This is a genomic window from Pseudomonas sp. NFACC08-1 (assembly GCF_900106735.1).
GTDB classification, from domain to species: Bacteria; Pseudomonadota; Gammaproteobacteria; order Pseudomonadales; family Pseudomonadaceae; genus Aquipseudomonas; species Aquipseudomonas fluorescens_Q.
Map to the genome: position 1 here is coordinate 95,981 of NZ_FNNL01000008.1, position 22,040 is coordinate 118,020.

Consider the following 22,040-nt stretch of genomic DNA (forward strand, 5'->3'; position numbering starts at 1 on the left):
GGGCCATGCGCGTTCTGATTATCGAAGACGAAGAAAAAACCGCGGACTACCTGCACCGCGGCCTGACCGAACAGGGCTATACCGTGGACGTGGCGCCGGACGGCATCGAGGGGCTGCACCTGGCCCTGGAAACCGACTATGCGGTGATCGTGCTCGACGTGATGCTGCCGGGCCTGGACGGCTTCGGCGTACTGCGGGCCCTGCGCGCCCGCAAGCAGACACCGGTGATCATGCTCACCGCCCGGGAACGGGTCGAGGACCGCATCAAGGGCCTGCGCGACGGCGCCGATGACTACCTGGGCAAGCCCTTCTCCTTCCTCGAACTGGTGGCCCGCCTGCAAGCCCTGACCCGCCGCAGCGGCGGCCATGAACCGGTGCAGGTGAGCATCGCCGACCTGTGGATCGACCTGATCAGCCGCAAGGCCACACGGGCCGGCCAGCGCCTGGACCTGACGGCCAAGGAGTTCTCCCTGCTCAGCGTCCTGGCCCGCCGCCAGGGTGAAATCCTCTCGAAAACCGCCATTGCCGAAATGGTCTGGGACATCAACTTCGACAGTGACGCCAACGTGGTGGAAGTGGCGATCAAACGCTTGCGGGCCAAACTCGACGGGCCATTCGAACAGAAGTTGCTGCACACCATTCGCGGCATGGGTTATGTGCTGGAGAGTCGCAGCGATGAGCGTCCCTGACAGCATCGCCCTGCGCCTGAGCGGCATGTTCACGCTGGTGGCGGCGCTGGTGTTCCTGTTGATCGGTGGCGCTTTATACCAGCAGGTCGGCAAGGGCCTGGGCCTGTTGCCCGAAGCCGAGCTCGATGCCCGCTACAGTGTCCTGGAGTCCACCGTTGGCCGCTACGGCACGCCTGAACACTGGGTGAAGATCAACAACAAGCTGCGACTGCTCGGTGAAGAAGACAAACGCATCCATTTCTGGATCGTCAGCGACGATCCGCGCTTTGAATACGGCGCTCCCGATGCACAGATCCGTGCCTTTGCCCAAGGCGCCCTGGGGAAGCGCGACCTGACCTTGCCCCATCGGGACTACCCGATGAAAGTATTGGTGAGCCAATTCCCGGCCAAGGACCAACGCCCGCCGCTGCGCTTCATGATCGGCATCGACACCCAGACCTTCTACCAGACCCAGCATCGCCTGCTGGTGGCGCTGGTGAGCCTGGCGATTGTCGGTGTGCTCCTCGCTTCGTTGCTGGGCTACTGGGTCGCGCGCATCGGCCTCAAACCGCTGATCAAGCTGTCCGATGAAGCCCGACGCCTGGCCCCGCCCCGCCTGTCCGGGCGCTTGCAACTGTCGCCCTTGCCGCCGGAGCTGAGCCAGTTCGTCAGTTCCTTCAACGCCACCCTCGACCGGGTCGAACAGGCTTACTCGCGGCTGGAATCGTTCAACGCCGACGTCGCCCATGAATTGCGCTCGCCCCTGACCAACCTGATCGGCCAGACCCAGGTTGCGCTGACCCGTGGACGCTCGGCCGAACACTACTTCGAAGTGCTGCAATCGAATCTTGAGGAGTTGGAGCGGCTGCGTTCGATCATCAACGACATGCTGTTCCTGGCCAGCGCCGACCAAGGCAGCAAGGCCACCAAGTTGACCAGCGCATCCCTGGCCGGCGAAGTGGCGACCACCCTCGATTACCTGGACTTCATACTGGAAGATGCCCAGGTCCAGGTCCGGGTCAGCGGCGATGCCCAGGCCAACATCGAGATCGCCCACTTGCGACGGGCGCTGATCAACCTGCTGAGCAACGCCGTACAACACACCGCGCCCGGGCAAGTGATCGACGTGCACATCGAAGCCCTTGGCGACCAGATCACCCTCGCGGTCACCAACCCCGGCGAACCGATCGCCGGCGAGCACTTGCCACGCCTGTTCGAACGTTTCTATCGCGTCGATGCCTCGCGCAGCAACAGTGGCGCCAACCATGGACTGGGGCTGGCCATCGTCAAGGCCATTGCACTGATGCACGGTGGCGATGTGTTCGTGCGCAGCGACCAGGGTGCCAACACGTTCGGGATCCGCTTGCCAGCCTGAGGCCTTCACAAGGTTCGATCTTTCCAGCATTGAATGCTGGGCGAAAGCCAACTCGATCAAAATCGACAGATCGCAGCCTTCGGCAGCTCCTACCCAGCTATTGCGCAAACACTGATTGCCCGCTCTCATTGATCCAAGCACAATCAGCAAAAGGCCAGCATTTGGTTCATTGCCGGTTTGCAACCCTTTGGGACGGACCCCAGCCACATGACAATGCAGACATCGGAACCATGAGCGCGCGCAGTGCGACACCCGGCAACACCCCGCTTTCGAGACGTTCGGAACGGGTATTCGTACTGGCCAGCTCACTGGTTGTCATTGCCATCCTGAGCATCGTGACGTTTCTGTTGATCCGCGAACATGCCGCCGCACAAGAGGCGGCGACCCGTGCGGCGACCAATATCGTGCAATTGATTGACGCCGATGTGCTGCGTAACGTGGAGCTCTACGATCTGTCGCTGCAAGGTTTGGCCGCCGCCGCCAAACGCGACGACCTGAAAGACGTTTCGCCGGCGATTCGCCATCTGGCGCTGTTCGACCGCGCCACCGCCGCCCCCTACAAAGGCGACATCCTGCTGCTCGACAAGCGTGGCGATGTAATCGCCGACTCCGCCTCGCTCGAACCGCGCAAAGGCAATTACGCCGACCGGGAATATTTCCAGTCCCATGTCCAGGACCCGAGTCTGGGCATGATGATCAGTCGCCCGTTCCGCTCCAGGAGTGCCGCCCACGATTGGCGCATCAGTTTCAGCTATCGACTGAGCGACGAGCGGGGTGAGTTCATGGGCGTGGCCGAGGCCGCAATGCGCCTGAACTACTTCAGCCAGTTGTTCAAAAGCCTGAACATCGGCCACGGGACGGTCAACCTGATCAGCCGCGATGGGATTCTGTTGGCCCAGGAACCGCCCCTGGCCGACGACATGATCGGCAAGGACTTCAGCAACCGACCGAACTTCGTACGCATCCTGCGAGAAGGTAACGGCAGTTTTACCGGCATCTCCAGTGTTGATCAGACACAGCGGCTCTACACCTTTTCCCAGGTGGGCGACCTGCCATTGATTGTCGTGGTAGCGCTCTCCTACCAAGAGGTCTTCGCCTCATGGCAACGCACGGCGTTGTTGGTCAGCGGTGCCACCGGCGCGCTGTGCATCGGTTTGCTCTGGCTTACCTGGCTGCTACGCCGCGAATTGCGACGCCGCTACAGAGCTGAACGGGAATTGGCCCAACTGGCGTCCATCGACGCCCTCACAGGACTGGCCAATCGACGAACACTGGACGAGACGTTGCAACAGGAATGGCTGCGCGCCCAACGTTCGGGCCAACCGTTGTCTGTGCTGATGATCGATGCCGATCATTTCAAGGCGTTCAATGATCGCCATGGTCATCAAAAGGGTGACGAGGCCCTGCGTACCTTGGCGCAATTGATCGGCCAGCATGTCCGACGCCCCGCCGACCTGGCGGCGCGCTATGGCGGTGAGGAGTTCTCGGTGGTGCTGCCGGAGACCACCACCGCTGGCGCCTTCACCATGGCCCAGCATATTCGCGACGCGGTCGAACAACTGCCATCTGTGTCCGAGGGAGGAGCGCCCATGACGGTCAGTATCGGCATCGCCACTTGGACTCAGGGACCGTACAGCGAACTCAAACAACTCTTGTTCGCCGCGGACAAGGCGCTTTACCAGGCCAAGGCCAGTGGGCGTAATCGTGTGGTTTGCGCGATGTGACACCGGAGCACCCAAAGGCGATGGGCATGACGCCCTCTGTGCATGAACATGGTGCTCTCTGTGGCGAGGGAGCTTGCTCCCGCTGGGCTGCGCAGCAGCCCCCAAGGCAGTCAACTCAATTTACCTGACACACCGGGTTGTCAGGTTCTGGGGCCGCTGCGCGCCCCAACGGGAGCAAGCTCCCTCGCCACAGGTTCCCGCATCGCTCCCGAAGAAACACCCGACCATAAAAAAAGGCCACCCAAAGGCAGCCTTCAAAAACTAGAGAGGTTTTTTTGCCTACACGGCCGCAACAGGGCGCATGTAGGAGATTGGTGCGGTGCTGGCGTCTTCGAACGTCACGACTTCCCAAGCATCTTTCTGCTCAATCAACTTGCGCAGCAGCTGGTTGTTCAGTGCATGGCCGGACTTGAAGCCCTTGAACTCACCAATCAGGCTATTGCCCAGCAGGTAGAGGTCGCCGATTGCATCGAGGATCTTGTGCTTGACGAATTCGTCTTCATAACGAAGACCGTCTTCGTTCAATACACCATCGGAATCGACCACGATCGCGTTTTCAACACTGCCGCCGAGTGCGAGGTTGTGCTTGCGCAGGTACTCGATGTCACTCATGAAACCGAAGGTACGGGCGCGGCTGACTTCTTTTACGAACGAAGTGCTGGAAAAATCCACGCTTGCACTCTGGGTGCGGTCACGGAAAACCGGGTGATCGAAATCGATCTCGAAGCTCACCTTGAAACCTTCGAAAGGGACGAAAGTAGCGCGCTTGTCGCCGTCTTCCACGGTCACTTCCCGCAGGATGCGGATGAACTTCTTGGCTGCGTCCTGCTCTTCCAGGCCAGCCGATTGAATCAGGAATACGAAGGGTCCGGCACTGCCATCCATGATCGGGACTTCGGACGCGGAGAGCTCGACGTAGGCGTTATCGATGCCCAGGCCAGCCATGGCCGAGAGCAAATGCTCCACCGTATCCACTTTGGTGTCACCGTTGACCAGAGTGGTCGACATAGTGGTTTCACCAACGTTTTCCGCGCGAGCAGGAATCTGCACCACAGGGTCGAGGTCGGCACGACAAAACACAATGCCGGTATCGACAGGCGCGGGCTTGAGGGTCAGGTAGACCTTCTCGCCGGAGTGCAAGCCGACACCTGTGGCACGGATAATATTCTTCAGGGTGCGTTGTTTAATCATGGCATGGGCCGCTTCAGCGCAAATTGCGAACTGGTATCAACAAAGGCTGGCGATGATAGCAGACCAGACCTTTGCTGAACACCAATCACCCGTATCCCCCTGATACATTTCATCAATCGGCCTGACGACGCAGGAAAGCCGGGATGTCCAGGTAATCCAGATCGTCTTGCGGATTCATCTTCGCGGCAGTCGCAGTACCGGCCTGGGCCTGGTTGCGCATGACGGTCGGACGGTCCAGGTCACGGTAGTTCACCGCAGGCGCTTCCTGACGGGCAGACACTTGTTGTTGCGGTTGCGAAGCCATGGAAGTGTGAACGGTGTTGTCGATGACCTTCACAGGCTTCTCGATTTTGGCGCCCAGACCGGTGGCAACCACGGTGACGTGCAGCTCGTCGCGCATGTCCGGATCGATAACGGTACCGACCTTGACCATCGCGTGCTCGGAAGCGAAGGCTTCGATGATGCTACCCACGTCGGAGTACTCACCCAGGGACAGGTCAGGACCGGCGGTGATGTTCACCAGGATGCCACGCGCACCTTGCAGGTTCACGTCTTCGAGCAACGGGTTGCGAATGGCCGCTTCGGTGGCCTCGCGTGCACGGTTCGGACCGCTGGCGCAGCCAGTGCCCATCATCGCCATGCCCATTTCGCTCATGACCGTCCGTACGTCGGCAAAGTCGACGTTGATCATGCCCGGACGCTTGATGATGTCGGAGATACCGCGAACGGCACCGGCCAGTACATCGTCAGCCTTGGCGAAAGCCGACAGCAGGCTGGCGTCTTTACCGAGGATGGTCAGCAGCTTCTCGTTGGGGATGGTGATCAACGAGTCGACGCTTTCAGACAGCAGACGGATACCTTCGTCGGCGATCTGCATGCGCTTGCGGCCTTCGAACGGGAACGGACGAGTCACCACCGCAACGGTGAGGATCCCCATTTCCTTGGCCACTTCGGCAATGATTGGCGCCGCACCGGTACCGGTACCGCCACCCATGCCCGTGGTGATGAACACCATGTTGGTGCCTTGCAGGACTTCAGCGATACGCTCACGGTCTTCGAGAGCGGCCTGACGACCGACTTCAGGGTTGGCGCCGGCGCCCAGGCCTTTGGTCACGCCAGTGCCCAGTTGCAGGATGGTCCGCGCGCCGATGGATTTCAGCGCCTGGGCATCAGTGTTGGCGCAGATGAATTCAACGCCTTCAATGTTGCTCTTGACCATGTGGTTGACAGCGTTGCCGCCGCCACCGCCGACACCGATTACTTTGATAACCGGGCTAGCGGGGATGTTGTCTACGAGTTCGAACATTTTCCCTCTCCTTTCATTCTCTAGTTTTTTCGCCTACTGCGTTTGCTGCGTCTTCCAGCGCCAAGCCTGAAACCTGCCGCTTGAAGCTTTGAAACTGTTTAAAAGTTGCCTTTGACCCAAGCCTGGAGCCGCTCGAACAGCGGAGCCTTCGGCTCGTCGCTGCTATAGCTGTCGCGGCTGCCGATGCCTGAGAACGAAATCCCGTCGGACTGCTTCTGCAGGCCGTACATCAACAGGCCCACGCCAGTGGAATAGATCGGGTTGCGGACCACGTCATCCAGGCCCTTGACGCCATGGGGCACGCCCAGGCGCACCGGCATGTGGAAAATCTCTTCGGCCAGCTCGACCGCGCCTTCCATCTTCGACGTACCGCCGGTCAGCACGATGCCGGCCGGGATCAGGTCTTCGTAGCCACTGCGGCGCAGTTCGGCCTGGATCAGCGTGAACAGCTCGTCGTAGCGCGGCTCGACCACTTCGGCCAGGGCCTGGCGCGACAGCTCGCGCGGTGGACGGTCGCCGACGCTTGGCACCTTGATGGTTTCGCCGGCACCGGCCAGCTTCGCCAGGGCACAGGCGTAACGGATCTTGATTTCCTCGGCGTATTGGGTCGGGGTACGCAACGCCATGGCGATGTCGTTGGTCACCTGGTCACCGGCAATCGGGATCACCGCCGTGTGGCGAATGGCGCCTTCGGTGAAGATCGCGATGTCGGTGGTGCCGCCGCCGATGTCCACCAGGCACACGCCCAGTTCTTTCTCGTCGTCGGTCAGCACCGAGTAGGCCGAGGCCAGTTGCTCGAGGATGATGTCGTCGATTTCCAGGCCGCAGCGGCGCACGCATTTCTCGATGTTCTGCGCCGCGTTCACTGCACAGGTCACCACGTGGACCTTGGCTTCCAGGCGCACGCCGGACATGCCCAGGGGCTCACGCACGCCTTCCTGGTTATCGATCACGTAATCCTGCGGCAGGGTGTGCAACACACGCTGGTCCGCCGGGATCGCCACGGCCTGGGCCGCGTCGAGCACGCGCTCAAGGTCGGCGGAGCTGACTTCGCGATCACGAATCGCCACGATGCCGTGGGAGTTCAGGCTGCGGATGTGATTGCCCGCCACGCCGACGAACGCCGAGTGGATCCGGCAACCGGCCATCAGCTGCGCCTCTTCGATGGCGCGCTGGATCGATTGCACGGTGGACTCGATGTTCACCACCACGCCTTTTTTCAAGCCACGGGACGGGTGTGTACCGATCCCGACGATGACCAGCGTGCCGTCGTCCGCGACTTCGCCTACCAGCGCCACCACCTTGGAAGTGCCGATATCAAGACCGACGATCATTTTCCCGCTTTGCACGTTTGCCATGGGTCCTGCCTCTTCTTAATTCTTCGCGACGGCGGGTTCGGCCGTCGTCGGCGCTACAGGTTCCCGCCAGCCAACGGCCAGGCCGTTGGCATAGCGCAGATCGATGCGCGCAATGTTCGTAATCTGTTCTTTAAGCGTCTTGTCATAGATGGCGATGAAGCGGCGCATCTTTTCCACCAGGTTGCCGCGTCCGAGCAACAGCTCGATGCCCGGCCCCGAGCTACCCGCGCCAGTGGTCAGGAACCAACTGCCGCGCTCACGCAATTCCAGGCGCGCGATGGAGAAGCCCAATGGCCGCAACATCTGGCTCAACACCTGGTACTGCTGCATCACTTGCTGCTGGGCCCGCTGTGGACCGAACAGTTGTGGCAAATGTTCATAGTTGGCCAGTTCCCGCGGCGTAAACGCCTGGCCCTGGTTGTTCAACAACGACTCGTCGCCCCAACGGGCCACCGGCAATTGCTCTTCCAGGCGGATCGACACCTGGTCGGGCCACACCCGGCGGACTTCGGCGTGGGCGATCCAAGGCATCTGCTCCAGTTCTTTGCGCATGCCCGCCAGGTCGATGGTGAAGAAACTCGACGCGACGTACGGAGCGATCCGCTGCTGCACGGCCTGCTGACTGATGTAGCTCAGGTCGCCCTGGACGTTGATCCGGGCGATCGGCCGGTCGGCATAAGGCAGCAACCGTTGCGCGCCTTCATACGTACCGAACCCCAACGCCACCAGCAGCACCGGCCAGAACAAGCTCTTGAGAAAACCAAAATTGGCTTTCGGCAAGCGCGCCGACATCGGCTCTTTGGCCACCATTCGGCTGGCACCCCGCGGCACCGGCTTGCGACCGGGTGCGGATGGCTGATGACGAAGCGATGCGCCTTGCATGGCTTAACCTCTTGGCTCTTGATGGCCGACACTGGCGGCCAGGATCGACACCACCAGTTGCTGGAAATCCAGACCGGCGGCGCGAGCCGCCATCGGCACCAGGCTGTGGTCGGTCATGCCAGGCGCGGTGTTGACTTCCAGGAACCAGAACTGCCCATCGGCGTCTTGCATCACGTCTGCCCTGCCCCAACCGGCGATACCCAGCGCCTCACAGGCCTTGGCCGTGAGGTCCATCAGTTCTTTTTCCTTGGCAGCGTCCAGCCCACAGGGAATGCGGTACTGGGTATCGTTGGCGATGTACTTGGCGTCGTAGTCGTAGAACGTGTGAGGCGTGCCCAGCGCAATCGGGGGCAACACCTGGTCACGCAGGGTGGCGATGGTGAACTCGGGACCGGAGATCCATTGTTCGACCAACACTTGCGAATCGTAGGAACTGGCGTCTTTCCATGCCGCGGTCAACTCAGGCAGCGAATTCACTTTCGCCATGCCGATACTTGAACCTTCATGGGCCGGTTTGACGATCAAAGGGAAGCCCAGTTCCGTGGCCGCCGAAATACAATCGGCCTCGGATGCCAGCACGGCGTGACGGGGCGTCGGAATGCCGAGGCTGTGCCAGACCTGCTTGGTGCGCAGCTTGTCCATCGCCAGGGCGGAAGCCAGGATGCCGCTGCCGGTGTAGGGAATACCCAGGCATTCAAGCAGGCCCTGCATGCTGCCGTCTTCACCGCCGCGGCCGTGGAGAATGATGAACGCGCGGTCGATCTTCTCGCTCAGCAGGCGCTGCAGGAAGTCGTCGCCCACGTCGATGCCGAATGCATCGACACCGGCACTTTGCAGGGCTTGCAGTACGGCGTTACCGGACTTGAGGGATACCTCGCGCTCGGCGCTCTTGCCACCGAACAGCACGGCAACGCGGCCGAAGGCTTTCGGGTCAAGGGTCGAGACCAGGTTGGCGTAGGCAGCAGTCATTTCAGTTTCCCCTCGCTGGAGGCCACGATTGCTCCGGCGAATAACGGACTTTTCAACAGTTTCGGGGCCAGGCCACCAATGTCACCGGCACCCTGGCACAGCAGGATGTCGCCGGCGCGCAGCAGCGGCTTGACCAGCGGCGCCAACTCCACGCCACGCTCGATGTAGATCGGGTCCAACTGACCGCGCTGGCGAATGCTGTGGCACAGCTGGCGGCTGTCGGCCCCCGGGATCGGCTCTTCACCGGCCGGATAGACTTCCATCAACAGCAGCACGTTGGCGTCGGCCAGCACCTGGACGAAATCGTCGTACAGGTCGCGGGTGCGGCTGTAGCGGTGGGGCTGGTAGACCATCACCAGGCGCCGCTCCGGCCAGCCACCGCGCACGGCCTTGATCACCGCCGCGACTTCGGTCGGATGGTGGCCGTAGTCGTCCACCAGCATCACGTTGCCGCCGTCCACCGGCAGTTCGCCGTAGACCTGGAAACGTCGGCCCACGCCCTGGAACCCGGACAGGCCCTGGACGATGGCTTCATCGCTGACGCCTTCGTCGGTGGCGATGCAGATGGTGGCCAAGGCATTGAGTACGTTGTGGTTGCCGGGCATGTTCACCGACACATCCAACGGCTCGCGATCGGGGCGCAGTACGGTGAAGAACGTCTGCATGCCCTGCTGGCGCACGTTGATGGCGCGCACGTCGACGTCTTCGCCGAAACCGTAGGTCACGGTCGGACGCTTGATCAGCGGCAGGATTTCACGCACCACCGGGTCGTCCAGGCACACCACCGCCAAACCGTAGAACGGCAGGTTGTGCAGGAATTCGACGAAGGTTTTCTTCAGCTTGTTGAAGTCGCCGTCGTAGGTCGCCATGTGGTCGGCGTCAATGTTGGTGACCACGGCCACCAGCGGTTGCAGGTGCAGGAAGCTCGCATCGCTCTCGTCGGCTTCGGCGATCAGGTAGCGGCTGGTGCCCAGCTGGGCATTGGTGCCCGCGGCGTTCAGGCGACCGCCGATCACAAAGGTCGGGTCCAGGCCACCGGCCGCGAACACCGAAGCGATCAGGCTGGTAGTGGTGGTCTTGCCGTGGGTACCGGCGACGGCGATGCCGTGGCGATAGCGCATCAGCTCGGCCAGCATCTCGGCCCGTGGTACCACGGGGATACGGCGCTCCAGGGCGGTGGCGACTTCCGGGTTGGACGTGTTCACGGCACTGGAAACCACCAGCACGTCGGCATTGGCGGCGTTCTCGGCACGGTGGCCGATAAATATCTGGGCGCCGAAGGATTCCAGGCGCTCGGTGACCGGGGAGGCTTTCAGGTCGGAACCGGAAACCTGATAACCCAGGTTCAGCAGCACTTCGGCAATCCCGCACATGCCCACGCCGCCGATACCGACGAAGTGGATGCGACGGATACGGCGCATTTCCGGTTGCGGCATGGCTTTGCGATTCTCAACCATGGGCCACCTCCAGGCAGGTATCGACCACTTGGCTCGTGGCATCGGGTTTGGCCAGGCGGCGTGCGGCGCGGGCCATGTCTTCAAGTCGTTGCGGCTGCATCAAAACCTCTGTCAGGCGGGCGGCAAGATCCGCGGCGCCAGTCGTTCTTTGCGGCATCAGGAAGGCAGCGCCTTCACGGGCCAAATAATCGGCGTTACGGGTCTGGTGATCGTCGATGGCGTGGGGCAAAGGCACCAGCATCGAGGGCAGACCGGCGGCAGCCAGTTCACTGATGGTCAGCGCGCCTGCGCGGCAGACCACCAGGTCGGCCCAGCCATAGGCTTGGGCCATGTCGTTGATGAAAGGCTGTACTTGCGCCTCGACGCCGGCCGCGCGATAGCGCTCGGCGGTCACTTCATCGTGGTTTTTGCCAGCCTGGTGAAACACTTCCGGCCGCAGCTCGGGGGCAACCTGCGACAGGGCTTCGGGCAGCAATTTGTTCAACGGTTCGGCCCCCAGGCTTCCGCCCAGGACCAGCAGACGTGCCTTGCGTCCAGCCAGGGCCGGGCGCGGCGCATCAAAAAACAGCTCGGTACGCACCGGATTACCGGTGGTGCGGCGGCTGCCCGACAGGGTAAAGGTGTCGGGAAAGGCTTCACAGACCCGGGCGGCCAACGGCACCAGTAACCGATTGGCGGTACCGGCCACGGCGTTCTGTTCGTGAACGATCACCGGCACACCGGCCAATTTCGCCGCAACACCACCAGGACCGGTCACATAACCGCCAAACCCGACCACGCACACCGGGCGCAACCGACGGATGATCGCCCGCGCCTGCCTGATCGACTTGAGCAGCATCAGCGGCGCCTTGAGCAACGACAACTTGCCCTTGCCCCGCAGGCCGCTGGCGTCGATCCGGTGCAGCTCAAGGCCGGCAGCTGGCACCAGTTCGTTCTCGATGCCCCGTGGCGTGCCCAGCCAGTGCACGGTGTAGCCGCGCGCCTGGAACTCCCGGGCACAGGCCAGCGCCGGGAATACGTGCCCGCCGGTACCACCCGCCATGATCAGCACGTTAGCGCCCATGAATCGGCTCCTCGGCGAAGTCGCTCTCTTGAAACTCCATCTCTTCGCTGCCCAGGTGGGTTCGGCTCTCCCATTCGATGCGCAGCAACAGGCCGAGACAGGCACAGCAGATCACCAGGGAACTGCCGCCATAACTGAGGAACGGCAGCGTCAGGCCCTTGGTCGGCAACAGGCCAACGTTCACGCCGATGTTGATCAGGAACTGGCCGATCCACAGGAACGACAAGCCATACGCCACGTAAGCGGCAAAAAACTGCTTGGCCTTTTCGGCCCACAAGCCGATGTACATGCCGCGTACGCAGACGAACACGAACAGGGCGACGGTGCACAGGGAGCCGACCACGCCCAGCTCTTCGGCCAGGACCGAGAACACGAAGTCGGTGTGGGCTTCCGGCAGGTAGAACTGCTTCTGCACACTGTTGCCCAGGCCCACGCCCAGCCATTCGCCGCGACCGAAGGCAATCAAGGCCTGGGTCAATTGATAGCCGGAGCCGAACTGGTCGGCCCACGGGTCGGTAAAGGTGATCAGGCGCGCCATCCGGTACGGTTGCGCCTGGACCAGCACGGTCACGGCCGCCACCGCCAACGCCACCATCAGGATGAAACGAAACAGCCCGACCCCACCGAGGAACAGCATCGCCGCCGCGGCGCCCATCATCACCACCGTGGCGCCGAAGTCCGGCTCCATCAGCAGCAGGCCCGCCATCGGCAGCAAGACGATGAACGGCTTGAAGAACCCCATCCAGCTCTCGCGCACTTCTTTCTGGCGACGCACCAGGTAACCGGCCAGGAAAATCACCACGAAGACCTTGGCGATCTCCGAAGGCTGCACGTTGAAGAAACTGAAGCCAATCCAGCGCATCGAGCCGTTGACCTCGCGGCCGATACCCGGCACCAGCACCATCACCAACAGGCCGAAGGCACCGAGCAGCATCATCCAGCCCAGGCGCTGCCAGGTAGCGATTGGCACCATCATGGTGACGATGCATGCGCCCAGGCCGATCACCAGGTAAATCAGGTGGCGGATCATGTGATAAAGCGTGTTGCCCGACTGCACGGCGGCCACTTCCGACGAGGCGGACGTGATCATCACCAGGCCCAGGCCCAGCAGTGCCAGGCAACCGGCAAGCATCGGGAAATCCAGGTCGATGCCGCGCCCGGTGATCAGCGGCGACGGGTACGGCTTGATGATGTTCATCAGGCTCATGCCAAGTCCTCCGCGGCCCGGGCGAACAGCTGCCCGCGCTCTTCATAGTTCTTGAACATGTCGAAACTGGCACAGGCCGGCGACAACAGCACCGCATCGCCTGGTTGCGCAAGGGCGCGGCACTGTTGCACCGCCTCGTCCAGCGAACCGACCCGAACCAGCGGCACGGCATCGCCGAGCGCCTGGGCGATCAATTCACGGTCGCGGCCCATCAGCACCACGGCACGGCAGTTGGCCGCCACCGGGTCGCGCAGGTCCTTGAAGTCGGCGCCCTTGCCGTCGCCGCCGGCGATCAGCACGAGCTTGCCTGCGATGTCCGCCCCCAGCCCTTCGATGGCCGCCAGCGCGGCACCGACATTGGTGGCCTTGGAGTCGTTGTACCAGGCCACGCCATCGAGGTCGCGCACCCACTGGCAGCGGTGTTCGAGACCGGCAAACGTGCGCAGGGCCGAGAGCATGGCATCGAACGGCAGGCCGACCGCATGTCCCAGGGCCAACGCGGCCAAGGCATTGGCCTGGTTGTGGGCGCCACGAATCTTCAGTTCGCGCACCGGCATCAGGTTCTGGAATTCGAAGGCCAGGTATTTTTCGCCATTCTCTTCGCGCAGCCCGAAGCCTTTGAAGTCCGGCACACCCAGGCCGAAGGACCAGCACGGCATGCCCTCGCCCAACAATGGACGAGTCAGGGCATCCTGGCGGTTGAACACCACTTGCCGGGCACCACGGAAGATCCGGTGCTTGGCCAGGTGATAAGCCGGCAGGCCGCTGTAGCGGTCCATGTGGTCTTCGCTGATGTTGAGCACGGTCGCCACTTCGGCGCCCAGGTGGTCGGTGGTTTCCAGCTGGAAGCTCGACAACTCCATCACGTACAGCTCGACGTCGTCGCTGAGCAGGTCCAGCGCCGGGGTACCCAGGTTGCCGCCCACGGCGACGCGCTTGCCGGCCGCCGCAGCCATCTCGCCCACCAGGGTGGTGACGGTGCTCTTGGCGTTGGAGCCGCTGATGGCAACGATCGGCGCCTTGGCGTTGCGCGCGAACAGCTCGATGTCGCCGGACAATTTCACGCCACGGGCAGCGGCCGCCTGCAGGGCCGGGGTCGCCAGGGCCAGGCCGGGGCTCACGTAGAGCTCATCGGCGCGGCACAGGAACTCGACGTCCAGCTCGCCACAACGCACGTCCACCTGGGGATAGTCACGGCGCAGCGTGGCCAGCTCAGGTGGATTTTCCCGCGTATCGGCGACGGCAAACGACACGCCCCGGCTCGCCAGGAAGCGAACCAGGGACATGCCGCTCTTGCCGAGGCCGACAACGATGCGGAAGTGGTCAGAAGCGATCAGGGACACTCGTTCTACCTCAGCTTCAGGGTGGCAAGGCCGACCAGTACCAGAATCACGGTGATGATCCAGAAACGGACGATCACACGCGGCTCGGGCCAGCCCTTGAGTTCAAAGTGGTGGTGGATCGGCGCCATGCGGAATACGCGGCGGCCGGTCAATTTAAAGGAAGCAACCTGAATGACGACTGACAGGGTCTCCATCACGAACACACCGCCCATGATGAACAGGACGATTTCCTGGCGAACGATGACCGCGATGGTGCCCAGGGCCGCGCCCAGCGCCAGCGCGCCGACGTCTCCCATGAAGACTTGTGCCGGGTAGGTGTTGAACCACAGGAAGCCCAGGCCGGCACCGATCAGCGCGCCGCAGAACACGATCAGTTCACCCGCCCCCGGTACATAAGGGATCAGCAGGTATTCAGCGAATTTCACGTTACCCGACAGGTAGCAGAAGATCCCCAGGGCGCCGCCGACCATGACCGTAGGCATGATCGCCAGGCCATCGAGGCCGTCGGTGAGGTTGACCGCGTTGCTCGAACCGACAATCACCAAGTAGGTCAGCACGATGAAACCTGCGCCCAGCGGAATGCTGTAGTCCTTGAGCATCGGCAGGATCAGGGTGGTCTCCACCGGCGAAGCAGCGGTCATATAAAGGAAGATCGCCGCGCCGAGGCCGAACACCGACTGCCAGAAATACTTCCAGCGGCTTGGCAGCCCACGGGAGTTCTTCTCGATGACCTTGCGGTAGTCGTCAACCCAGCCGATGGCCCCGAAGAACAAGGTCACCAACAGCACGACCCAGACATACCGGTTCGCCAGGTCGGCCCAGAGCAGGGTGCTGATGCCGATGGACGACAGGATCAGCGCGCCGCCCATGGTCGGGGTGCCGGATTTGGACAGGTGCGATTGCGGGCCATCGTTACGAACCGACTGGCCGATTTGCAGGTTCTGCAGAGTGCGGATCATCCACGGGCCCAGGAACAGCGACAACGACAGCGCGGTCAGCACACCCAGGATCCCGCGCAGGGTCAGGTACTGGAAGACCGCGAAGCCTTTGTGGAACTGTTGCAGGTACTCCGCTAGCAGCAGCAGCATTAATGTTTCTCCGTGGAGGCGCCGCACAGCGCCGCGACGATGTTTTCCATCGCTGCGCTGCGTGAGCCCTTGATCAATAAGGTGGTGTTCGGATCCTGCTCGGCGCCCAGGGCCTGGATCAGCTCGGCCTGAGTGGTGAAATGCCGTGCATGCTCGCCAAACGCGGCGACCGCATGGGCCATCATCGGACCGACCGCATACAGCGCGTCGACCTTGCCGCGCGCATAGGCACCGACATCGTGATGCCCCTGTTGCGCCCACTCGCCCAGCTCACCGATATCCCCCAGCACCAATACGGTACGGCCGGAGAAACCGGCGAGGATATCCACGGCTGCGCACATGGACGACGGGTTGGCGTTATAGGTGTCGTCGATCACGCGCATGCCATTACTGGCCAGTTGCGCAACAGAGCGCCCCTTGACCGGCTGCACGGCGTTCAGCCCGGCGACAATGCCCGGCAGCGACACGCCCAGCGCATGGGCGGCAGCCGCCGCGGCCAGGGCGTTGGCAACGTTATGCGTGCCGAGCAGGTTCAATTGCACCCGCTCGGCGCCATCCGGGCTGTGCAGGTTGAAGGCCGGGCAACCGCGGGCATCGCGGTCCAGGTCGCTGGCGTAGAAATTCGCGGCGAGGTTGCTCAGGGCAAAAGTCAGCACCTTGCGCTCGCCCGCCCGGGTCTTCCAGATTTCGAAGGCCTTGTCGTCGAGATTCAGCACAGCGACGCCATCGGCATCCAGCCCTTCGATGATCTCGCCCTTGGCCTCGACGATTTTTTCCGGGCCGCCGAACTCGCCGACGTGAGCAGTCCCGGCGTTGTTGAGCACCGCCACATGAGGCTTGGTCATGGCCACGGTGTAGGCAATCTCGCCGAGCCGCGAAGCCCCCAGCTCGATGACAGCGGCGCTGTGTTCCGGCGCCAGTTCCAGCAAGGTCAGTGGCACGCCGAGGTCATTGTTCAGGTTGCCACGGGTCGCCAGCACCAGACCGCGCGTGCGCAGGATGCTGGCGAGCATTTCCTTGACGGTGGTCTTGCCGCTGGAGCCGGTGATGGCCGCCACCGGCTTGTCAAACCCGGCGCGGTTCAACGCGCCCAGTTGGCCCAGGGCCTGACGGGTGTCAGCGACCAGCAACTGCGGCAGCGTACTGTTGGTCACTTCCCGCTCGACCAGTGCCGCGACCGCGCCTTTGGCGGCGACTTCGTTCAAGTAATCGTGGCCGTCGAAACGCGGTCCGGCCAGGGCGACGAACAGCTGCCCCGGAGCAATGGCCCGGCTGTCGATGCTGACGCCGTCGAAGCTGGCGTCCGCCGCGATGAGGCGCCCGTTCAGGGCGTTGGTCAGTTCGCTGAGCTTCAGGGCCTTAAGCATGAGCCACCTCCCACGCGGTCAGGGCATGATCGGCTTCCACCAGGTCGGAGAACGCATGGCGTTCGCCGTTGATTTCCTGATAATCCTCATGGCCCTTGCCGGCCAGGACGATGACATCGTCCGCCGAGGCGCTGGCGATCAACTGGGCAATGGCCTGACCGCGGCCGGCGACGAAGGTGACGTTATCCACAGCCGTAAAACCGGCGCGGATGTCGTCGAAAATCCGCTGCGGATCTTCGGTACGAGGGTTGTCGTCGGTGACCAGCACGCCGTCTGCCAACCGCTCCACGACTTCAGCCATCAGTGGGCGTTTGCCGCGGTCACGATCGCCACCGCAGCCAAACAGGCACAGCAACCTGCCCTTGGCGTGAGGACGCAGGGCCGTGAGAACTTTTTCCAACGCGTCAGGCGTATGGGCGTAATCGACCACAACCAGTGGTTGAGTCCCACCGCCCAAACGCTGCATGCGACCGGCCGGGCCCTCGAGCTTCGGCAAGACCTTGAGAATTTCGTCCAGCGCGTAGTCCAGGCCGAGCAAGGCGCCGATGGCCGCCAATACGTTGCTCAGGTTGAAGCGGCCAAGCAAAGTGCTGCGCAAGTGGTGCTCGCCCTGGGGCGTGACCAGCGTGGCGCGCACGCCTTCGTCATTGAATTGCGCCTGGCGTACATAAAGGTAGGCGCTGGCATCTTCCAGGCTGTAGGTAATCAATCGCGACTCGCGCTTTTCGGCAGCCAGTTGCCGACCGAATTCGTCATCGAGGTTGATGACCCGGCACTTCAGGTCATTCCAGGCAAACAGCTTGGCCTTGGCCTCACCGTAGGCCTGCATGGTGCCGTGGTAATCCAGGTGATCCCGGGACAGGTTGGTCAACACCGCGACATCGAACGCCAGCGCGGTCACACGGCCCTGGTCCAAGCCATGGGAAGAGACTTCCATCGCAACGGCCTTGGCACCGGCTTTCTTCAGGTCCGCCAGGGTCGCTTGCACGGCAATCGGGTTCGGCGTGGTGTGCAGGCCACTTTCCAGCGCGCCGTGAAAGCCGTTGCCCAGGGTCCCGACGATGCCGCAATGCTGGCCGAGCAGGTCCAGGGCCTGGGCCACCAGTTGGGTCACGCTGGTCTTGCCGTTGGTACCGGTCACACCCACCAGGTTCAGGTGACGGCTCGGGTCGCCATAGAAACGCCCAGCGATGTCCGACAACTGGGCCGCCAGGCCCTTGACCGGAATCAGCGGAACGTCGGTGATCGGCAGCACGGTCGCGCCTTGCACTTCATACGCCACGGCAGCCGCGCCACGCTTCAAGGCATCGGCGATATGGGCACGGCCATCGAAACGGGCACCCGGCACCGCCAGGAACAAGTCCCCGGCGCGGACATTGCGGCTGTCCAGGGCCAGTTCGCGAATCAGCAGATCGTGACCGGCGTGGGCGAAAATCTTGTTCAGGCTCAGGGACATCAGCCACGCCCTCCTTCGGCTTTCAAGGGCACGACCGGTGCGGTATTGGCTTGCTGGGTCGGCGGCAGGTTATCCGGGGTAATGTTCATCAGGCGCAGGGTGCCGGACATCACTTTGCTGAACACCGGTGCCGAGACCAGGCCACCGAAGTAGCCCGCCTTGCTCGGCTCATCGATGACCACAACGATGGCGTAGCGCGGGTCGCTCATCGGGCCGAAGCCGGCAAACAGCGAACGGTAGGAATTCTCGGCGTAGCCTTTAGTGCCCACGGAGGTTTTACGGGCGGTACCCGATTTACCTGCCACGTGATAGGCCGGCACCTGGGCGCGATAGACACCGCGCGGGGCCTCGATCACCTGTTGCAGCATGCCCTGCATGGTCTTGGCGACGTTCTCCGGGATCACCTGGGTGGTCTGCGGCGCCTTGTCGGTCTTGATCAGGGTCAGCGGGGCGATACGCCCGTTGTTCGCCAACGCGGAGAACGCGTGGACCAGTTGGATCGCGGTCACGGAAACGCCGTAGCCGTAGGACAACGTAGCGGTTTCAGCCTTGCGCCAGTCCCGGTAGTTCGGCAGGTTGCCGACACGCTCGCCCGGGAAGCCCAGGCCGGTGTCCTGGCCGAGGCCGATTTTCTGGGCCAGGCGATAAATCGTCTCGCCGCCGATATCGAAGGCGATCTTGCTCATGCCCACGTTACTGGAGTTGATCAGGATGCCGGTCAGGTCGAGCACCGGGCCTTCGGTCTTGGACACGTCACGAATGGTGTACTTGCCGATCTGCAGGGTGCCCGGGTACACCTCGACGGTGTCGCTTGGTTTCCAGCGCCCGGTTTCCAGGGCGGCGGCCATGGACACGGCTTTCATGGTCGAACCGGGCTCGAACACGTCGATCATCGCGCGGTTGCGCATCATCGCCGGTTGCAGGTTGCGACGGTTGTTCGGGTTGTAGGTCGGCTGGTTGACCATCGCCAGGATCTCGCCGGTCTTCACGTCCATGATCACCAGGCTGCCGGCCTTGGCACCGTTCTCGACGATGGCATTGCGCAGTTCACGGTTGGCCAGGTATTGCAGGCGCAGGTCAATGGACAACGCCAAGGGCTTGCCGGCCTTGGCGTTTTTGGTGACTTGGACATCCTTGATCAGCCTACCGCGCCGATCCTTGATGACTTGGCGCTTGCCGGCGACCCCGGCGAGCCATTCGTCATAGGCCAGTTCGACACCTTCGCGCCCTCGGTCATCAATGTCGGTAAACCCGACCATATGGGCCGTGACTTCACCGGCCGGATAGAAACGCCGGAACTCTTCGATGCCGTAGACACCAGGTACTTTCAGATCGAGCACGCTCTGGCCCTGTTCGGGGGTCAAGCCGCGCACCAGATAAATGAATTCCTTGTTGGCCTGGGCTTCGAGGCGCTCGGCCAGGGCCTTGGGATCCTGCCCGAGGGCAGCGGCCAGTGCCGGCCATTTTTCCTTGGCCAGCTGCATTTCCTTGGCGTTGGCCCACAAGGTGGTCACCGGGGTGCTCACGGCCAGGGGTTCGCCATTGCGGTCGGTGATCAAGCCACGGTGAGCCGGGATCGGAATATGCCGCACGCTGCGCGCATCGCCCTGCCCCTTGAGGAAATCACGGTCGACGACTTGCAGGTCGATGATGCGCCACGAAATCGCCGCCACCATGATCCCGAGCAAGCCCAGGACCAGACGAAACCGCCACGGGAACAGCGCCCCTTCGAGTTTCATCATGGCGCCACCATCTGCACTTCGGCAGCGCCGGGAATGCGCATTTTCAGCTGTTCGGTGGCCAACACTTCGATACGGCTATGGGCAGTCCAGGTGCTCTGCTCCAGGATCAACCGGCCCCACTCGGCCTGCGCCTTGTCACGCACGCTCAGCTCGTTGTAAAGGGAATTGAGAAGCTGGCGGTTCCAGTGCGCACTATAGGACACGGCGATGGCCGACACGAGCACGCCGATAAACAGCAGCAGCATGAAAAAGCTGCCGCCGGGCAGGGGCTTGGCGAAGAGCTTGCTCACCGCAACTTCTCCGCGACGCGCATGACGGCGCTACGGGCACGTGGGTTGGCCTTGAGTTCAGCCTCGGAGGCGAACTGCGCTTTGCCATGGATCTTGATTTTTGGCACGAAGGCTTCGAAACGCACCGGCAGGTTGCGCGGCAGGTTATCGGCTTCACCCTTGGTGAGTTTGCGCATGAACAGCTTGACGATACGGTCTTCCAGGGAATGGAAGCTGATCACCACCAGCCGACCGCCGATCTCCAGCGCTTCAAGCGCCGCTTCGAGACCGACTTCCAGATCGCCCAACTCGTTATTGACGTGGATGCGCAAGCCCTGGAACGCACGAGTCGCCGGGTTCTTGCCCTTTTCCCAGGCCGGATTGGCCACTTTCAGCACCTCGGCCAGGTCGCCGGTGCGCTCGAATGGCTTGATGTCGCGGCGTTCGACCACGGCGCGGGCCATGCGGCCGGAGAAACGCTCTTCGCCGTATTCCTTGAAGACACGGGCGATTTCTTCCACCGGGGCGGTATTGACGAATTCGGCGGCACTGATGCCACGGGACGGATCCATGCGCATGTCCAGCGGGCCGTCATTGAGGAAACTGAAACCGCGCTCCGGGTCGTCCAGTTGGGGCGAAGACACGCCCAGGTCGAGCAGCACGCCACTGACCTTGCCGGCCAGGCCACGCTCGGCGACTTCCGAAGCCAGCTCGGCAAAACTGCGTTGCACAATGACAAAGCGGCCGTCTTCGGCCGCCAGCGCTTGCCCGGTGGCAATCGCTTGAGGATCCTTGTCGAACCCCAGCAACCGGCCACCCGGACCGAGCTTGCTGAGAATCAACCGGCTGTGTCCGCCACGCCCGAATGTGCCGTCCAGATAGCAGCCATCAGGACGTACGGCGAGAGCCTCGACGGCTTCGTCAAGCAGTACGGTGATGTGGTTAAAGCCGCTATCAATAGTCACAGGATCAAATCACGCAGTTCATCAGGCATGGCGCCCGGTTGTTGAATAGCAGCGAGGTCGGCGGCAGAAACCGCATTCCAGGCATCTTCGTCCCACAGCTGGAACTTGTTCAGTTGGCCTACCAGCATCGCGCGCTTGTCCAGCTTGGCGTATTCGCGCAGGCGCGGCGGAACCAGGAAACGACCGCTGCCATCGAGTTCGAGGTCGACGGCATTGCCGATCAGCAAACGTTGCAAACGGCGGTTTTCTTCACGCAACGAAGGCAGTGCGCGCAGTTTGGTTTCGATGATTTCCCACTCATCAAGAGGGTAAACACACAAACATGGATCAACGGCGTCGATCGTGACGATTAACTGCCCCGAACTTCGCGAAACGAGCTCGTCACGATACCGGCTCGGCATGGCGAGACGGCCTTTTGCATCGAGACTGATAGCGTTAGCTCCGCGAAACACGTCTGCGTTTCTCCACTTTTTGGCGTTTTACCTTCAGAAAAACCCACTTCATGCCACTTTCCGCCACTTGCGCACACTATAGGAATGCGCCCACCGCACCGTCAAGGCGCGGATTGAAGGAAAAGCCTTATAGATCGGAGATTTAGGAGCGTTTCAGG

19 protein-coding genes are annotated in these 22,040 nt (G+C 62.4%); 3 read left to right on the forward strand and 16 right to left on the reverse strand.

Annotation, left to right across the window (positions count from 1 at the left end):
• The first annotated feature begins 5 nt into the window (after positions 1–5).
• From BLU76_RS17770 to BLU76_RS17780, 3 genes are all read left to right on the forward strand, one after another.
• Entirely contained in the window at positions 6–689 is a 684-nt protein-coding gene (locus tag BLU76_RS17770; protein ID WP_060740762.1) for a heavy metal response regulator transcription factor, read from the forward strand.
• Positions 676–2,043, forward strand: a complete 1,368-nt coding sequence (locus BLU76_RS17775) for a heavy metal sensor histidine kinase (protein ID WP_063324493.1) — start codon at positions 676–678, stop codon at positions 2,041–2,043. Before BLU76_RS17770 ends, BLU76_RS17775 begins: the two co-directional genes overlap by 14 nt.
• A gap of 230 nt (positions 2,044–2,273) precedes the next feature.
• Positions 2,274–3,767, forward strand: coding sequence for a sensor domain-containing diguanylate cyclase (locus BLU76_RS17780; RefSeq protein WP_092223684.1), 1,494 nt, complete (start codon positions 2,274–2,276; stop codon positions 3,765–3,767).
• Between the two features lie 279 nt (positions 3,768–4,046).
• Here BLU76_RS17780 and lpxC read toward each other — a convergent pair whose 3' ends face one another.
• The 16 genes from lpxC to mraZ all read right to left on the reverse strand — a co-directional run bounded on the left by lpxC (position 4,047) and on the right by mraZ (position 21,882).
• Positions 4,047–4,958 (reverse strand): UDP-3-O-acyl-N-acetylglucosamine deacetylase, encoded by a 912-nt coding sequence (lpxC, locus tag BLU76_RS17785; RefSeq protein WP_030139673.1) that lies wholly within the window; start codon positions 4,956–4,958, stop codon positions 4,047–4,049.
• 112 nt (positions 4,959–5,070) lie between these two features.
• Positions 5,071–6,264, reverse strand: a complete 1,194-nt coding sequence (gene ftsZ, locus BLU76_RS17790) for a cell division protein FtsZ (RefSeq protein WP_063324491.1) — start codon at positions 6,262–6,264, stop codon at positions 5,071–5,073.
• Positions 6,265–6,362: 98 nt separating this feature from the next.
• The gene (gene ftsA, locus BLU76_RS17795; RefSeq protein ID WP_003205342.1) at positions 6,363–7,622 is read right to left on the reverse strand and encodes a cell division protein FtsA; all 1,260 of its coding nucleotides are present in this window, start codon (positions 7,620–7,622) and stop codon (positions 6,363–6,365) included.
• Between the two features lie 15 nt (positions 7,623–7,637).
• A complete protein-coding gene (locus tag BLU76_RS17800; RefSeq protein WP_092223686.1) occupies positions 7,638–8,504 on the reverse strand; it encodes a cell division protein FtsQ/DivIB in 867 nt (288 codons plus the stop codon).
• Positions 8,505–8,507: 3 nt separating this feature from the next.
• Complete coding sequence (locus tag BLU76_RS17805) at positions 8,508–9,473, reverse strand: D-alanine--D-alanine ligase (RefSeq protein ID WP_092146829.1); 966 nt, start codon at positions 9,471–9,473, stop codon at positions 8,508–8,510.
• Entirely contained in the window at positions 9,470–10,930 is a 1,461-nt protein-coding gene (murC, locus tag BLU76_RS17810) for a UDP-N-acetylmuramate--L-alanine ligase (RefSeq protein WP_063324488.1), read from the reverse strand. The genes BLU76_RS17805 and murC overlap by 4 nt, the downstream gene beginning before the upstream one ends.
• Positions 10,923–11,993 (reverse strand): undecaprenyldiphospho-muramoylpentapeptide beta-N-acetylglucosaminyltransferase, encoded by a 1,071-nt coding sequence (gene murG, locus BLU76_RS17815; protein WP_063324487.1) that lies wholly within the window; start codon positions 11,991–11,993, stop codon positions 10,923–10,925. Before murG ends, murC begins: the two co-directional genes overlap by 8 nt.
• Positions 11,983–13,200, reverse strand: a complete 1,218-nt coding sequence (ftsW, locus tag BLU76_RS17820) for a putative lipid II flippase FtsW (RefSeq protein ID WP_063324486.1) — start codon at positions 13,198–13,200, stop codon at positions 11,983–11,985. Before ftsW ends, murG begins: the two co-directional genes overlap by 11 nt.
• Positions 13,197–14,543: a UDP-N-acetylmuramoyl-L-alanine--D-glutamate ligase gene (murD, locus tag BLU76_RS17825; RefSeq protein WP_092223688.1), complete on the reverse strand. Its 1,347-nt coding sequence runs from the start codon at positions 14,541–14,543 to the stop codon at positions 13,197–13,199. Before murD ends, ftsW begins: the two co-directional genes overlap by 4 nt.
• Positions 14,544–14,548: 5 nt before the next feature.
• Positions 14,549–15,631: a phospho-N-acetylmuramoyl-pentapeptide-transferase gene (gene mraY / locus BLU76_RS17830; protein WP_063324484.1), complete on the reverse strand. Its 1,083-nt coding sequence runs from the start codon at positions 15,629–15,631 to the stop codon at positions 14,549–14,551.
• Positions 15,631–16,998 (reverse strand): UDP-N-acetylmuramoyl-tripeptide--D-alanyl-D-alanine ligase, encoded by a 1,368-nt coding sequence (gene murF / locus BLU76_RS17835; protein WP_092223690.1) that lies wholly within the window; start codon positions 16,996–16,998, stop codon positions 15,631–15,633. The genes mraY and murF overlap by 1 nt, the downstream gene beginning before the upstream one ends.
• Positions 16,991–18,454 carry a UDP-N-acetylmuramoyl-L-alanyl-D-glutamate--2,6-diaminopimelate ligase gene (locus BLU76_RS17840; RefSeq protein ID WP_092223692.1) on the reverse strand — a complete coding sequence of 488 codons (1,464 nt, stop codon included), beginning with the start codon at positions 18,452–18,454 and terminating at the stop codon, positions 16,991–16,993. Before BLU76_RS17840 ends, murF begins: the two co-directional genes overlap by 8 nt.
• Positions 18,454–20,193 carry a peptidoglycan D,D-transpeptidase FtsI family protein gene (locus BLU76_RS17845; protein WP_162893922.1) on the reverse strand — a complete coding sequence of 580 codons (1,740 nt, stop codon included), beginning with the start codon at positions 20,191–20,193 and terminating at the stop codon, positions 18,454–18,456. Before BLU76_RS17845 ends, BLU76_RS17840 begins: the two co-directional genes overlap by 1 nt.
• A complete protein-coding gene (gene ftsL / locus BLU76_RS17850) occupies positions 20,193–20,486 on the reverse strand; it encodes a cell division protein FtsL (RefSeq protein ID WP_072348519.1) in 294 nt (97 codons plus the stop codon). Before ftsL ends, BLU76_RS17845 begins: the two co-directional genes overlap by 1 nt.
• Positions 20,483–21,430, reverse strand: a complete 948-nt coding sequence (rsmH, locus tag BLU76_RS17855; protein WP_003205354.1) for a 16S rRNA (cytosine(1402)-N(4))-methyltransferase RsmH — start codon at positions 21,428–21,430, stop codon at positions 20,483–20,485. The genes ftsL and rsmH overlap by 4 nt, the downstream gene beginning before the upstream one ends.
• Positions 21,427–21,882, reverse strand: a complete 456-nt coding sequence (gene mraZ, locus BLU76_RS17860) for a division/cell wall cluster transcriptional repressor MraZ (protein WP_003205355.1) — start codon at positions 21,880–21,882, stop codon at positions 21,427–21,429. The genes rsmH and mraZ overlap by 4 nt, the downstream gene beginning before the upstream one ends.
• Between the last annotated feature and the right edge of the window lie 158 nt (positions 21,883–22,040).